The sequence below is a fragment of the Caulobacter sp. NIBR1757 genome, from assembly GCF_027912495.1.
In the GTDB taxonomy this organism is placed as follows: domain Bacteria; phylum Pseudomonadota; class Alphaproteobacteria; order Caulobacterales; family Caulobacteraceae; genus Caulobacter.
The window spans coordinates 2,802,501-2,815,419 of record NZ_CP115463.1; the positions used below are offsets into that span (position 1 = coordinate 2,802,501).

Annotated in this window: 11 protein-coding genes and 1 rRNA gene (1 of these 12 running past the window's edge); 7 read left to right on the forward strand and 5 right to left on the reverse strand. The window is 67.3% G+C overall.

Annotated features, from left to right (window positions below; all coding sequences use genetic code 11):
• Positions 1-683 (reverse strand): 16S ribosomal RNA (locus O5I81_RS13865) (it extends 801 nt beyond the left edge of the window).
• 641 nt (positions 684-1,324) lie between these two features.
• Here O5I81_RS13865 and O5I81_RS13870 point away from each other — a divergent pair.
• Positions 1,325-1,747, forward strand: a complete 423-nt coding sequence (locus O5I81_RS13870) for an Rrf2 family transcriptional regulator (protein WP_271065455.1) — start codon at positions 1,325-1,327, stop codon at positions 1,745-1,747.
• A 169-nt stretch (positions 1,748-1,916) separates the two neighbouring features.
• Here O5I81_RS13870 and O5I81_RS13875 read toward each other — a convergent pair whose 3' ends face one another.
• On the reverse strand, positions 1,917-2,348 hold the full coding sequence (locus O5I81_RS13875; protein ID WP_271065456.1) for a CBS domain-containing protein: 432 nt from the start codon (positions 2,346-2,348) through the stop codon (positions 1,917-1,919).
• 215 nt (positions 2,349-2,563) lie between these two features.
• On the opposite strand from O5I81_RS13875, the gene hfaA reads away from it, so the two are divergent.
• From hfaA to hfaD, 3 genes are read left to right on the forward strand one after another with little or no spacing between them, the layout of a single operon-like run.
• Entirely contained in the window at positions 2,564-2,965 is a 402-nt protein-coding gene (hfaA, locus tag O5I81_RS13880; RefSeq protein WP_271065457.1) for a holdfast anchoring protein HfaA, read from the forward strand.
• Positions 2,955-3,977, forward strand: a complete 1,023-nt coding sequence (gene hfaB, locus O5I81_RS13885; protein ID WP_271065458.1) for a holdfast anchoring protein HfaB — start codon at positions 2,955-2,957, stop codon at positions 3,975-3,977. The genes hfaA and hfaB overlap by 11 nt, the downstream gene beginning before the upstream one ends.
• Positions 3,895-5,154 (forward strand): holdfast anchor protein HfaD, encoded by a 1,260-nt coding sequence (gene hfaD / locus O5I81_RS13890; RefSeq protein WP_271065459.1) that lies wholly within the window; start codon positions 3,895-3,897, stop codon positions 5,152-5,154. The genes hfaB and hfaD overlap by 83 nt, the downstream gene beginning before the upstream one ends.
• A gap of 146 nt (positions 5,155-5,300) precedes the next feature.
• On the opposite strand, the gene chrA is transcribed toward hfaD, so the two are convergent.
• Positions 5,301-6,587: a chromate efflux transporter gene (gene chrA, locus O5I81_RS13895; protein WP_271065460.1), complete on the reverse strand. Its 1,287-nt coding sequence runs from the start codon at positions 6,585-6,587 to the stop codon at positions 5,301-5,303.
• A gap of 154 nt (positions 6,588-6,741) precedes the next feature.
• Positions 6,742-7,502 (reverse strand): IS5 family transposase gene (locus tag O5I81_RS13900; protein WP_271065152.1). Its coding sequence is split into 2 segments (ribosomal slippage): positions 6,742-7,178 and positions 7,178-7,502, totalling 762 coding nucleotides; the frame shifts between segments, so codons are not numbered across the junction.
• 422 nt (positions 7,503-7,924) lie between these two features.
• On the opposite strand from O5I81_RS13900, the gene O5I81_RS13905 reads away from it, so the two are divergent.
• Both O5I81_RS13905 and O5I81_RS13910 read left to right on the forward strand, forming a co-directional pair.
• A complete protein-coding gene (locus tag O5I81_RS13905; RefSeq protein WP_348637262.1) occupies positions 7,925-10,867 on the forward strand; it encodes an insulinase family protein in 2,943 nt (980 codons plus the stop codon).
• Positions 10,867-11,283: a hypothetical protein gene (locus O5I81_RS13910; RefSeq protein ID WP_271065461.1), complete on the forward strand. Its 417-nt coding sequence runs from the start codon at positions 10,867-10,869 to the stop codon at positions 11,281-11,283. The genes O5I81_RS13905 and O5I81_RS13910 overlap by 1 nt, the downstream gene beginning before the upstream one ends.
• Here the strand turns inward: O5I81_RS13910 and O5I81_RS13915 are convergent.
• Positions 11,280-12,200, reverse strand: a complete 921-nt coding sequence (locus O5I81_RS13915; protein WP_271065462.1) for a hypothetical protein — start codon at positions 12,198-12,200, stop codon at positions 11,280-11,282. The two genes, O5I81_RS13910 and O5I81_RS13915, sit on opposite strands and share 4 nt — an antisense overlap.
• A 145-nt stretch (positions 12,201-12,345) precedes the next feature.
• Here O5I81_RS13915 and O5I81_RS13920 point away from each other — a divergent pair, with 145 nt between their 5' ends.
• The gene (locus tag O5I81_RS13920) at positions 12,346-12,888 is read left to right on the forward strand and encodes a PAS domain-containing protein (protein WP_271065463.1); all 543 of its coding nucleotides are present in this window, start codon (positions 12,346-12,348) and stop codon (positions 12,886-12,888) included.
• The last annotated feature ends 31 nt before the right edge of the window (positions 12,889-12,919 follow it).

Consider the following 12,919-nt stretch of genomic DNA (forward strand, 5'->3'; position numbering starts at 1 on the left):
AGTGTGTCGCCTTCGCCACTGGTGTTCTTCCGAATATCTACGAATTTCACCTCTACACTCGGAGTTCCACACACCTCTCCCAAACTCAAGATAGCCAGTATCAAAGGCAGTTCCAAGGTTGAGCCCTGGGCTTTCACCTCTGACTGAACTATCCGCCTACGCTCCCTTTACGCCCAGTAATTCCGAGCAACGCTAGCCCCCTTCGTATTACCGCGGCTGCTGGCACGAAGTTAGCCGGGGCTTCTTCTCCGGGTACCGTCATTATCGTCCCCGGTGAAAGAATTTTACAATCCTAAGACCTTCATCATTCACGCGGCATGGCTGCGTCAGGCTTTCGCCCATTGCGCAAGATTCCCCACTGCTGCCTCCCGTAGGAGTTTGGGCCGTGTCTCAGTCCCAATGTGGCTGATCATCCTCTCAGACCAGCTACTGATCGTAGCCTTGGTGAGCCATTACCTCACCAACAAGCTAATCAGACGCGGGCCGCTCTAATGGCGATAAATCTTTCCCCCGAAGGGCACATTCGGTATTAGCTCAAGTTTCCCTGAGTTGTTCCGAACCAAAAGGCACGTTCCCACGTGTTACTCACCCGTCCGCCACTAACCCCGAAAGGTCCGTTCGACTTGCATGTGTTAGGCCTGCCGCCAGCGTTCGCTCTGAGCCAGGATCAAACTCTCAGGTTGAGTTGACATTGACTCCAGTAGTTCAGCTCAGGATCGCTCCCAAGCCGGCGTATCTGGTTTTGCATAGTATCTTGACGAGTTCCCATTCACATTGACCGGCCAGCCAAAGCCAACCAGTCGATATTCATGGTGTCTTCAAGAGACCGCATTTTGTCGACGTCGAGGTGGGTTGGTTAAACCCACCGCCAGAACGTCGCCGCCTGCGTTTCTCTTTCCAAATCTACAATGTCAAAGACCCGAACCACCGAAGCGATCCAACCGTTTTGCGCCCGGTCCCGGCGAAGAGCGGCGTATCTAGTTGCCGGCCTCTTCCGTGTCAACCGATTGTTCCGTCAGCCTTCGAATTTTATTGGAAACCGAAGCTCCCAGTTCGGAGGCCGAACCGATCCGCCGGGGACTGTCTTTCGACACCCCCGCAAGCGGGTCTAACGATCCAGCTGATCCGCTTCGAACACTGGACCGACCGAAAGCCTCAACCCCTTAAGGCGTCGGCGTTTCCGGTCAGCGGCATGTCCGCGGCGGAGGCGGGTATCTAGGGGTAGGACCGGCGAGTCGCAAGCGCTTTTTCAAGACAATCGACCACAAGCTTGCGTCCCCGTGCGCCAGCCCGCAAAACCTTCGCAGAAAGGTCGGTTTCCCGCATGCTCTCCAGCAAGGCCCGCTACGCGTTACGCGCCCTCGTCGAACTGGCCCGTGATCCCGGTCAGGTGACGGCCGGCGAGCTGGCCCTGCGCGCCGACGCGCCGCGCAAGTTTTTGGAGGCCATTCTATTGGAGCTGGCCCGCCGCCACATCGTCACCAGCCGGCGCGGCAAGTTCGGCGGCTATGTGCTGTCGCGGCCGGCGGCGGAGATCAGTTTCGCCGAGGTCATCCGCGCCATCGACGGCCCCCTGGCCCTGGCCCCCTGCGTCAGCGTCACCGCCTTCCGCAAGTGTGATGACTGCCCGGACCTGGAGACCTGTCCTCTAAGAGAGAGCCTGCGCCGCACGCGCGATGCGACGGCCGAGGTGTTGGAAGGCTATACCCTGGCCGAAGCGGCGGCCCAGCCGGGCGCGGTTTCCTAGACGGCTGCTCTCTACGGGCTGTCATCCTCCGGGCGCCCGCAGGGCGAACCGGGGGACCCAAAGTGGCTCTGGAAAGACTCCCTGCGATTTTCACGCGGACAGCTGGGTCCCCCGATCCGCTTCGCGGTCGGAGGATGACAGCGATGGAGTGGGGTGGCCGGGAAGCCCCCTACCCCGCCGAGATATAGGCCCTTAAGCCATCCGCTTCCGCCGTCACTTCCGAGATCTTGTGCTTCACCAGGTCGCCGATCGAGACGATCCCGGCCAGCCGGCCGTCGCGCAGCACCGGCAGGTGCCGGATCCGCCGGTCGGTCATCCGCTCCAGCAGCTGGTCCACCGTCTCCTTCGGGTCGGCGAACACCACATCGGCGGTCATGCATATGGAGACAGGTTTCAGCAGGCCGCCGGAGCCTTCCCGCGCCACCACCGTGACGATGTCGCGTTCGGAAACGATGCCCGCCACGCCCCCGTCTTCGTTGACAAGGATCATCGCGCCCACACGGCGGCTGTGCAGCAGCGCCGCGACCGAGCCGACGGTGTCCGACGGCGAGGCCGTGAACACCATGTCGCCCTTGTCCTTGAGAATCTGGGATACCAGCACCGGGTCGTCCTCCCTCGGTTATCTCTAGACATGGAGAGGGTCGCTCAAATGGACCCGCAGATCAACCGCGCTGACGCCAGGGTGTAAAGCGCCCCTTTTGAGCGAACACACTTAACCAAATCGCCAGACCTCCGCCCCAAGGATGCGCTCGTCCCAGTCTGGCACGCCGATTGCATGGTTAACGGCGACGTATGTGGGGAGGCGTGGAGCATCCGATGGCCAAGGTTTCGATCATTCTTCTGGGAACGGCGGCAAGCCTGGTGGCGCTGCCGGCGCTGGCCCAGAGCAGCACCGGCTCGGCCAGCTACAACGCCGGCTATGGCCGCACCGCCGGCCAGGAAAACCGCATGGTCGACTATTCGACCCGCGACGCCAACGGCAACCGGGTCATCGTCGATGGCGTCATGCTGACCGGCGACGACCAGTCCACCTTCACCCGCGCCGGCGGATCGCTCGACAGCTACAGCGGCGTCGGCAGCCAGGGCGGCAGCTCCACCGCCATCGGCAACAATCTCGTGGTGATCACCCAGGGTTCCTACAACACGGTGATCGTCAACAGCACCCAGACCAACAATGGCGATGTGACCGCCAACGCGGGGACCGGCGATGATGATTAAGCCCGTGGCCCGCATCGGCGCGCTCGTCTCCATCGCCGCCCTCGGCCTGGCCGGCTGCGTGACCCCGGTCGCCCAGCCCAATGGCCTGTACGCCAAGCCGATCGGCACCGCCCCGGTCACCGCCAACCCCAGCCCCTATTCGGCGGCCCTGGTCTGCATCGGCCAGTACGCCCGCCAGAACAAGCTGGGCGCCCCGCGCATCGCCGTCGGCCGCATCAGCGACTACACCGGCAAGAGCGAGGCCGACGGCTCGGGTCGCAAGGTGACGCAAGGCGCCTCGCTGATGGCCATGACCGCCTTCGCCAAGGCCGGCATGCCGCTGGTCGAGCGCTTCGACACCTCGATCAGCGAGCTCGACCTCAAATATTCGAACAACAAGCTGATCAGCGACAGCCCCCGGGGTCCGGGCGGCGGCGCCGGTCCGGTCGACAGCCGCAAGATCTACGAAGGCCAGATGGCCGGCGTCGACTTCTACCTGGTCGGCGGCATCACCGAGCTGAACTACAACATCTACTCGGTCGGCGCCGACGCCTATGTCGGCGACAAGGACACCACCGGCCTGAAGGGCACGGCGCGCAACAGCATCTATGTGATGAACGTCGCCATCGACCTGCGCCTGGTCAACGTCCGCACCACCGAGGTCGTCGACGTCATCAGCTACCAGAAGCAGATCGTCGGCCGCGAGGTCGGCATCGGCCTGTTCGACTTCCTGAACGGCAACATCTTCGACGTCTCGGCCGGGGCCGGGGCGCAGGAGCCGCTGCAGCTGGCCGTGCGCTCCCTGATCGAGCGGGCCACCGTCGAGATGACCGCCAACCTGTACGGCATGCCGGGCCCGCAATCCTGCCTGACCGCCGATCCGCTGGCCGGCGGCACGACGGGCATGACCGGCGGCTTCACGCCCGCCTACGACAACCTGAGGACCAACAATGCGGAAACCCGCGAAGATCCGAACCGTTGGAACGACAAGCGCGATCCTGACGCTGGCCGTGCTCTGCGGGGCCGCTACTAGCGCTTTCGGGCAAGACCCCAGCAGCGTCGTCAACAACCAGGTCCAGGCCGGCGACGTCTTCGCCCAGGGCACGCTGAACATCGTCACGGTCGAGGAAGGCGCCCAGCAGTCCACCACGGCGACGGGCAATTCCGTGCAGGCCTATGGCGACCGCACCGACATGGCGGTGACCTCCAACCAGACCCTGGTCGGTTCGGTCATCGCCCAGACCGTGGTCAACGTCGACACCAGCCTCGGCTCGGACACCGCCATCTCGACCACGGCGCTCGGCAACACCGCCGACATCGGCATCAATCAGGCCACCCTGACCGGCGTCATCACCCAGACGGCGACCTTCGCCGACGAGGTCACCGCCCGCACCCAGATCGAGGGCGATCTGGCCCAGGCCGGCGACATTACCGCCGCCACCACCGCCATCGCCAACAACGCGACCCTTGGCCTGACCAACGGCGCGGCCGGCGTTCGGGTCAATCAGAGCAGCAACGCCGAGGTCCTGGCCGACGGCGGGGCGGTCATGCAGTACGTCAGCGGCACGTCGGCCATCTCGGGCGTCGCGGTCGGCAACAACATCAGCGCGGTCGGCGACACCGCCTCGGCCCAGCGCCTCGCCTTCGGCCAGACCAACGGCGCCGCCCTGGTCCAGGCCAGCAAGTTCACCGCCTACGGCAACGCCCAGACGGCGATCACCACGACCACCGCCGCCGGCAACAGCGCCGCCGCCTTCAATGAGGGCCCGCTGCTGGATGTGACCAGCCAGCAGGTCAATTCTGCCTACGTGCGCAGCCAGGCGGACAGTTCTGCCTACCAGTTCGGCTCGGCCTCGGTGAACGCCTACGGGGCTGGCAACACCGCCGTCGCCGGCAACAGCGGCGAGGCCCTGGTGCTCGACAACACCCAGTGGAACGGGACCGCCGGCGTCGAGGTGCTGGCCACCTTTTCTGGCACCGACGGGTACGACAGCTACACCCAGGCCGTGGCGGTCGGGAACGATGTGACGGGCTACGCCTGCAGCGACTGCACCGGCACGATGGGCGTCACCAACACCCAGACCAACAATGGCGACGTCTCCAGCTCGGCGACCAACTCGGTCGGCGCGCAAGGCGGCCGCAGCGTGGTCGGCGTCTCGACGGCGACCGGCAACAACGCCAGCTTCTACGTCACCCGCCCGGGGAACTGAGGCGCTCCCTCCAGCTGTCATCCTCCGGCCGCCCGCAGGGCGGACCGGGGGACCCAAGCCGGCTCTTGAAAGACTCCCGGCAATCTTCACGCGGAAAGTTGGGTCCCCCGGTCCGCTTCGCGGCCGGAGGATGACAGGGCTTGAGGTCAAGTAAGGACCCACCTCACCAACCCCACCACCGCACACCCGACGATCACCACCATCACGTTCACGTGGAACCGGATCAGCGCCACGCCCGCCGCCACGGCCAGCACCAGCGCCCACAGATCGAAACTCCCCCACACCGGCACGCTCAGCCGCCCGCCCCACGGCGTCGCCAGCATCGCCGCCTCGCTGAACACCACATGCAGGGCGAACCACAGCGCCAGGCTGCCGATCACCCCCAGCACCGCCGCCGTCACCGCCCGCAACAGCCCCGTCGCCGCCGGGCTCTGCCGCAACCGCTCGGCGTAGGGCGCCCCCGCGAAGATGTAGAGAAACGACGGCGCGAAGGTCTGCCACAGGGCCATACCCGCCCCGGCCAGCCCCCAGACCCAGCCGCCGTTGTTCCACCCGGCCATGAACCCCACGAAGCCGTTGACCAGCACCAGCGGCCCCGGCGTCGTCTCGGCCAGGCCGAGGCCGTCGATCATCTGGGCCGTGGTCAGCCAGCCGCGCACCTCGACCGCCTGCTGCTGCAGCCAGGCCAGCATGGCGTACGCCCCGCCGAAGGTCACCGCCGCCAGGGCCGCGAACACCTCCCCCACCCTGCTCAGCCAATGGTCCGGCCCCAGCGCCAGCACCACGGCGACCAGCGGCGTCAGCCAGATCAGCAGCCATAGCCCCGCCGTCCCCAGGGTCCGCAGCCACGGCACGGGCGCCTGCGCCACGGCCACGGGCTTCGCCGCACCCCGGCTGCCGATCAGTCCCGCGACAGCCGCCGCCAGGATCACCACCGGGAACGGCGCGCCGAACACCGCCAGCGCCAGGAAGGCCAGCACCGCGACGACCAGGTCGATCCGTCCCTTCAAGGCCCGCTTGCCGACCCGCTGCAGCGCCTCGGCGACCAGCGCCAGCACCGCCGCCTTGACGCCCCAGAAGGCCGCCGCCAGCCAGGCCTGATCCCCCTGCGCCGCATAGAGCCAGGCCAGCGCCGTCACCAGCACAGCCCCCGGCAGCACGAACAGCAGCCCCGCCGCCAGCCCGCCCCGCACCCCGTGCAGCAACCAGCCGACATAGGTCGCCAACTGCTGCGCCTCCGGACCCGGCAACAGGGTGCAGTAGCTCAGGGCGTGCAGGTAGCGCGGCTCGTCGATCCACTTCTTCTGATCGACCCACTCCCGGTGCATCAGGGCGATCTGCCCGGCCGGGCCGCCGAACCCCAGGCAGCCGACCTTCAGGCTGGAGAGGACGAATTCCCGGAAGCTCGGGATGACAGGTTGGATTTCACGCAAGGGACGGTCTCCGCACGGCTCAAGGCTCGGTGCTTGGGCTGTTGCCTGACCGGGGGACCGCTCACCCCGGATGAGCTCAGGTTAGGTCGGCCGCCGCCGGCTCGCAATGCCCGCCCACGCGGATGAATATGTCTAGGCTGTAGGGACGATTTAATCATTTGAGCCAGAGCATGATGCAGGCGAGCTTTACGAAGCCCATGAAGGTTTGGGCGAGCTTGTCGTAGCGGGTGGCGATGCGCCGGCAGTGCTTGATGCGGCTGAAGAAGCGCTCGATGCGGTTGCGCTCTTTATAGATGTCCTTGTCGTAGCTGTGCTTGCGCAGGCGATTGCGGCGCGGCGGCACGACCGGATCACCACCTTGCTCGATGACCTTCGCGTAGAGGGGGTGGGAGTCATAGGCCTTGTCGGCGATGAGATGCTGGGCGGCCAGTCCGTCGATCAGATCGCTGGCCGGAGCCACGTCATTCTGCTGTCCTGGGCCGAGCATCAGCCGGATCGGCAGACCCAGGGCGTCTACGCCGGCGTGGATTTTGGTGCCGAATCCGCCGCGAGAACGGCCAAGCGCCTGGGCGTCCGGGCCCCCCTTTTTCGCCGCGCTCCAGCGGCTTGGGCGTGGGCCCGAATGACCGTGGCGTCGAGCATCACCCATTCCAGGTCAGGGTCCGCCGCCACCGCCGCAAAGATCTTGTCCAGCACGCCCTTCTCGACCCACCGGTAGTATCGCTTCTTGGCTCGTTCAACGGGCCCAAAGCGCTCGGGCAGATCCTTCCACCGGGCCCCCGAACGGGCCATCCACAACAGGGCGTCGATGAACAGACGCCCGTTGCTGCGCGGGCCCCGCTTGCCCTTGCGCCCACCTGGCACAAACGGCTCGATCCGAGCCCACTGATCGTCCCGCAGAACCTCGCCTTCCAAGGCCGCCTCCAAAAAGCAGCTTTGAATCAGAACCCGGAATCCATGGGAATCCTAAATCGTCCCTACAGCCTAGACATATCGTTTTTGCCCCGAAATGGGGCAATTGCCTCACGTCCAAATCTGTAGGTCGCCGAGGGCCAAAACCGACCGACATTCCGCGACACTCGACCTACGCCCAGCCTACGCCGCGGCCCACATCCGGTGACGCTCGACCCACGGCCAAGGCACAAGATTTCAAGCACTTAACTGAAATCAACCCGCTCGACCGCCACCAACCGGGTTATAATGGCTGCCGCTTCGCCAGGCGTCCTCCGCCGGCCCCCAGCAACGAACCCGGCCAACCGCCGCCACACCTGCGCCTTGCCATGGCCGCGAGCCCCGGCGAAGGTGCCCGTCAAACAAGAATTCCGAGTGCTCTGGACTTGCCCCATCTGAACCGTTTAGCCCGCGCGGCCGTCATCGCCGCGTCGGTTGCCGCCCTTGTCGCCTGCGCCCAGGTCAAGAGCTTCCTTCCCGGCCAGAAGCCCGAAGCGGTCGCCACCGCCCCGGCCAAACCGCCCAAGCAGGACAAGGCCCCCGCCGCCCGGACGCCGGCCGTCAATCCGCTGATCCTGCCGGCCGGCGCCTGGCCCCAGGCCTCGAGCGACGTCGCCCCGGACCCGCAGATCCGCTTCGGCAGCCTGCCCAACGGCATGCGCTATGCGCTGATGAAGAACGCCACCCCGCCCGGCGAGGCGGCCCTGCGCCTGCACTTCCGCGCCGGCTCGCTGAACGAAAGTGACGACCAGCAGGGCCTGGCCCACTTCCTCGAGCACATGGCCTTCAACGGCTCCAAGGCCATTCCCGAAGGCGAAATGGTCAAGATCCTCGAGCGCAATGGCCTCGCCTTCGGCGCCGACACCAACGCCTCGACCGGCTTCGACGAGACCGTCTACCAGCTCAACCTGCCGAAGACCGACGACGCCACTGTCGATGTCTCCCTGCAGATGATGCGGGAAACCGCCGGCGAATTGCTGATCGCCGCCGACGCCGTCGACCGCGAGCGCGGCGTCGTGCTGTCCGAGGAACGGGCCCGCGACACCCCCGGCTGGCAGACCTACAAGAAGCGTCTCGAATTCCAGATGAAGGGCCAGCTGCCGCCCAGACGCTACGCCATCGGCCAGGTCGAGATCCTCAAGACCGCCAGCCGCGACCGCATCGCCGCCTTCTACGACGGCTTCTACCGGCCCGAGCGCGCCACCCTGGTGATGGTCGGCGACTTCGACCTCGACGCCATGGAGGCGAAGATCAAGGCGCGCTTCGGCGACTGGACGGCGCGCGGCCCCGACGGCGGCGAACCGGACCTCGGCGATGTCGCGCCCCGCAAGCCGGAAGCCCTGGTCGCCATCCAGCCCGGCTCGCCGACCGCCCTGCAGATCACCTGGATGAGCCCGCCGCAGCTGCGTAAGGACAGCCTCGCCAAGCGCCGCGACGACGTCGTCCGCCAGCTCGGCTTCGCCGTCCTCAACCGCCGCTTCAGCGCCCTGACGCGCGGCGCCGAGCCGCCGTTCATCAGCGCCGGCGCCTTCAAGGGCGACCAGCTGCACGCCGCCGAGGTCACCTCCATCGCCGTCACCAGCCGTCCCGGCGAATGGCAGACGGCCCTGACCGCCGCCATGACCGAACAGCGCCGCGCCATGAAGTACGGCGTCCTGCAGCCCGAGCTCGACCGCGAGATCGAGGAGTACCGCACCGTCTTCAAGGCCCGGGTCGCCGGCGCCGCCACCCGCCGCACGCCGGGCCTGGCCGCCGAAATCGTCGGCAGCCTCGGCGACGCCGAGGTGGTCACCAGCCCGGCCCAGGACCTGGAACTGTTCGAGACCATCGTGAAGGACCTCAAGGCCGACACCGTCTCGGCCGCCCTGAAGGCCTCCTTCGCCGGCGAAGGCCCGCTGATCTTCCTGGCCACCCCGACCGCCGTCGACGGCGCCGAGGTCGCGGTCATGGAGACCTACCAGGCCTCGCTGAAGGGCGACGTCTCGGCCCCGACCGCCGCCGCGCAGGTGTCATGGCCCTATGAGAGCTTCGGGACGCCCGGCAAGATCGTCGAGCAGAAAGACATCGTCGACCTCGACGTCACCACCGTGCGGTTCGCCAACGGCGTCCGCCTGACGGTCAAGCCGACCAAGTTCCGCGACGACCAGATCCTCGTCCGCGTCCGCATCGGTTCGGGCACCCTCAGCCTGCCGTCCGACAAGCAGAGCACCACCTGGGCGGCCCCGGCCATCATCGAGGGCGGGCTTGGCAAGATCACCACCGAGGACATGGAGAGGGTTTTGGCCTCCAGGGTCTACAACGCCAGCTTCGGGATCGAGGACGACGCCTTCACCCTGGCCGGCTACACCCGGCCCGACGACGCCGAGCTGCAGATGCAGGTGCTGGCCGCCTATGCGACCGACGCCGCCTGGCGCCCGGCCGCCTTCCAGCGCATCCGCAACGTCGCCGCCACCTATGACGAGCAGTATCAGGCGACGACCGGCGGCATGCTGGCCCGCGACCTGGCCGGCCTGCTGCACGGCGGCGACCGCCGCTGGACCTGGCCCACCCCGGCCGAGATCAAGGCCACGGACCTTTCGCAGGTGAAGGCCGCCGTTGCGCCGGCCCTGGCCGACGGTCCGATCGAGGTAGTCATCGTCGGCGACATCACGGTCGACAAGGCCATCGAGATCACCGCCGACACCTTCGGCGCCCTGCCCAAACGGGCCGAGGCCACGCCCCTGCCCGCCAGCGCCCGGGTCGTGGGCTTCCCGGCCCCCAACGCCGAGCCGCTGAAGCTCTTCCACAACGGCCGCGCCGACCAGTCGGCCGCCCTGGTGGTCTGGCGCACCGACGACTTCTTCGCCAATGTCCAGAAGGCCCGGAACATCAATGTCATGGCCGAGGTCATCGGCCTGCGGCTGACCGACGAGTTGCGCGAAAAACAGGGGGCGACCTACAGCCCCAACGCCTCGTCCAACGCCAGCGCGGTGTGGACCGACTGGGGCTATGTCATGGCCAGCGTCGAGGTCCCGCCCGGCCAGGACGAAGCCTTCTTCCGCGACGTCGACAAGATCACCGCCGAACTCGCCGCCAATCCGCCGACCGAGGACGAGATGACCCGGGCCAAGAAGCCCTATCTCGAACGCCTGTCGAAGAACCAGCAAACCAACGAGTTCTGGGCCGGCCAGCTGGCCGGGGCCCAGACCGACGCCCGCCGCCTCGACTCCGTGCGCTCGCAGCTGGCCGGGGTCGAACGGGTCTCCGCCGCCGACGTCCAGGCCGCCGCGCGCGAGTTCCTGGGCAAGGACAAGGCCTGGCGCCTGGTCGTGGTGCCGAAGGAGAAGTGATGAAAGCAGCGCTCGTCGGCGGCCTGATCGCCCTGTGTATTTCAGTTCCGGCCTTTGCTGGGCCAGCTGAGGAACAGGCGCTCGCCCACTGGGGCGAGTGCGCCATGGTTGGGGCGATCTGGGAGATGCGCATCGATGAGGCCGGAGCGGCCAGAGACATCGAAGCCACGCTCAAGAGGTTCAAGGAGCTTGAACCGCGCATGGAAATCCATGCCAACGCCCTGGCGGCGGCGATCGGCGACGAACGCGCGCAAGCCATTCAGAGCAGTCTTCTGGAATCTTTCGACAGTCGGCTGAACGACCGGGTCGCGGCGGAGGACAAGGCCGGCTTCATGATCGCGACCTGGGGGCCGACCATGGAACGGTGCCTTCGGGAGGCGGCGACCTTGCCGACCGCCGCCTTGCCGACCACCTAGTAGACGGTGCCGCCGACGCCGCCGTCGAGACTCATGCTGAAGCTGGCCGACGATTCCTCGCGGACCGTTTCCTCACGATAGGCCGTGTAGGTCTCGACTTCAGTGATGGTGATCACCTTGATGCCGGCCCCGAAGCGGCGCAGCAGCGAGCGTTCGTTGCAATCGCGGGCCGGGCGTTGCGGACGGCAGGCCACGCGGCCGGCGCGGGCGCCGCCCTCGACCGAGCCGCCGGTGTTGGGGCCGCCAGCCAGGCCGTCGCCCGAAGCCGCGCCGCCGTTCTCGTAGTAGAGGCTCTCGTTCTTGCCGCAGAAATAGCTCTTGCCGCCCTGGTTGCTGGCCCGCATCTCCCACTCGATGACGGTCCATTGCATGCGGGTGCCGGCGATACAGCGGTAGAGTTCGCCCTCGTAGCCGTCGGCCACCTCTTCGCCGGCGAACACCTGGCTGGCAGGGTGCGGGGTGTCGCGGTCATCGACGCAGTAGGCGCGGATGACGACGCGGCGGGTGCGGCTGCGCTTGGCCTCATAGGCCACCTGTTTCTTCTTCAGGGCGCCCTCGACGTTGAGGCCCTGGATGACGCCGGTCGCGCCGGGGCCGACATAGCCGCCGCCCCCACCGCCACCGCCGCCGTAAACGACGGCGCCGGCGCGGCTGCCCGCGCCGGAGACGGCGACGGCCGTGACGTTGGCGTTGACCGTGACGTTGACCCGTCCGCCGCCGCTGTCACAGCAGCCCGGCGGGCTCGGCGGCCGCGGCGGCGGCGTCGGCGGGGTGCAGCAGGGCGGCGGGCTGGGCGGGGTGCAGCACGGTGGCGGCGGCGGCGCGCAGCACTGGGCCTGCGCCTCGTCGCTGGCCGAACCGATCAGCAACAGGATGACCCCCGCCGCCAGTCCGAAAATCGTATTGCGCAAACCCATGGGGTCGCTCCCGCCAAAAAACTCTGTCGCCTCCATGCAAGAACCGCGCCGGGTTGTGTCATTCCGAAACACATAACCCGTGGCGCGATCCTTCCCTGCAACCCTCGTGCGGTCGCTATGGACCGTCAGGAGGCAGGGTGGAGCGATGGCCCATCCCAACACGGAACGATTGACGGAGTATTGGCGCGCCAGGGCCGGGGCGTTCGTCGCGCCGGCGCGCGCCGACATCGACCCGATGGATTTCGTCGACATCCTGCCGCAGGTGCTGATCGTCGGCCGCCGCGAGGCCGGCGACCTGCCCTTCCGCCTGGTCGGTGGTCTCATCGCCCAGCTGCACCAGCGCGACCTGCGCGGGGTCAATCTGCTGACCCTGTTCACCCCGCCCGACCGCGCCGCCCTGCGCCTGGCCGTCGAACAGATCCGCCGCCGGCCCGAACCGCTGCAGATCACCGGCGAAATCCGCTCGGACGCCGTCGGCGGCGCCGTGGGTCTGGAAATGATGCTGGCCCCGCTGGTCGGCGCCGACGGCGAGATCGACCGCTTCATCGGCCTCTACCAGCCGCTGGGCATGACCGCCCGGCTGATGGGCCGCACGGTCAGCGAGCTGAAGCTGCACAGCCTCTCCCGCTCGGGCGAGGATGGTCCGCGCCTGCGCCTGGCGGCGCTGGATGGGCGCCGGATCGCTTAGCCGCTCCCCCCTTAACCGATCATCCCGACGA

Excerpts from the sequence above, each read along its gene's own strand:
- O5I81_RS13870 (WP_271065455.1), top strand. The coding sequence starts at position 1,325 with ATGCTCTCCAGCAAGGCCCGCTACGCGTTACGCGCCCTCGTCGAACTG.
- hfaA (WP_271065457.1), top strand. The coding sequence starts at position 2,564 with ATGGCCAAGGTTTCGATCATTCTTCTGGGAACGGCGGCAAGCCTGGTG.
- hfaB (WP_271065458.1), top strand. The coding sequence starts at position 2,955 with ATGATGATTAAGCCCGTGGCCCGCATCGGCGCGCTCGTCTCCATCGCC.
- hfaD (WP_271065459.1), top strand. The coding sequence starts at position 3,895 with ATGCGGAAACCCGCGAAGATCCGAACCGTTGGAACGACAAGCGCGATC.
- O5I81_RS13910 (WP_271065461.1), top strand. The coding sequence starts at position 10,867 with ATGAAAGCAGCGCTCGTCGGCGGCCTGATCGCCCTGTGTATTTCAGTT.
- O5I81_RS13915 (WP_271065462.1), bottom strand. The coding sequence starts at position 12,200 with ATGGGTTTGCGCAATACGATTTTCGGACTGGCGGCGGGGGTCATCCTG.
- O5I81_RS13920 (WP_271065463.1), top strand. The coding sequence starts at position 12,346 with ATGGCCCATCCCAACACGGAACGATTGACGGAGTATTGGCGCGCCAGG.